The 1,068-nt window shown below is 75.5% G+C and carries 2 protein-coding genes; both read right to left on the reverse strand.

The genetic code is table 11. The annotated features are described in order from the left end of the window. Positions 1 to 89 precede the first annotated feature (89 nt). On the reverse strand, positions 90 to 608 hold the full coding sequence (locus QH283_RS25615) for an NUDIX hydrolase (RefSeq protein ID WP_280505498.1): 519 nt from the start codon (positions 606 to 608) through the stop codon (positions 90 to 92). Next, positions 605 to 1,068, reverse strand: a 464-nt coding sequence (locus QH283_RS25620) for a nitroreductase family protein (RefSeq protein WP_280505499.1), incomplete at its 5' end; no start/stop codon positions are given. The genes QH283_RS25620 and QH283_RS25615, both read right to left, overlap by 4 nt.

Below are 1,068 nucleotides of genomic sequence, written 5' to 3' on the forward strand. Positions count from 1 at the left end.
TTTATAACCCCTGGCCCCCAACACCCCGGCCCCCCGCGCATACGCCCCCGCCGGCCCCGCCGCCGCCCCCGCCGCACGCACCGGGACCGCTACCGCAGGGGCACGTCGAAGCCCGGCGGCAGCGCGGCCACCGGCCACCAGCGCAGATCATCGGACTCGCTGCTGCGCACCGGGACCGCCCCCGCGGGCGCGGTGATCTGGAACAGCAGGTCCAGGTGCCTGGTCGGCCGCCCGAGCGAGCAGGTGATCGGGTGCGCGTGCGCGCCGTAGAGCCCCGGCTCCAGCCGCAGGCCCTCGATGCCGGACTCCTCGGTGGCCTCACGCAGCGCGGCGGCGGCCACGGTGTCGTCGGATTCCTCGCAGTGCCCGCCGAGTTGCAGCCACCGGCCGACCCTGGGGTGCAGGGTCAGCAGCAGTTCCCGCCGGTCAGCGGAGAACACCAGCGCCGAGGCGGTGATGTGTCCCGGCGCGTGCTCGCGCAGACAGCCACGCGGCGCCGAGCCGAGGAAGGCGAGCATGGACTCGCGGATCGACTCCTCGGCCCCCGACCGCACCTGCCAGCCCGCCAGCAGCTCGATCGCCGAGGCGCGCAGCGATTCCGCGCTCACAGCTCGACCAGCCCCTCGCCGCCGGTGCGCGGCGGCCGCGGCGCGAGCCCGGCCACCGGGTAGCCGATCGCGACCGCGCCGAGCGGCTGCCAGTCCCCGGCCAGGCCGAGTTGCTCACGGGTGATCTCGGGAGCGAAGATCGTCGACCCGATCCAGCAACTGCCGATCCCCTCGGCGGCCAGCGCCACCAGCAGGCCCTGTACCGCGGCGCCCGCCGCGACGGTGAACATGGTGCGCTCGGCGGCCTGCCTGCGCTCGTCGGGATAGTCGTGGGCGCCGTCGGGGACCATGCACGGGATGATCATCTCGGGCGCGTCGAACAGGATGCGCCCGCGCCCGACGCGGCGTTCCACCCGTTCCGGGTCGAGGCCGTCGGCAGCGAGGTCGGCGCGCCAGGCGTCGGCCATGGCGGTCAGCAGCCGCTCGCGCCGCACCCGCTCGCGCACCCACACGGACCGCA

The sequence above is a fragment of the Nocardia farcinica genome, assembly GCF_029867845.1.
Lineage (GTDB): Bacteria > Actinomycetota > Actinomycetes > Mycobacteriales > Mycobacteriaceae > Nocardia > Nocardia farcinica_A.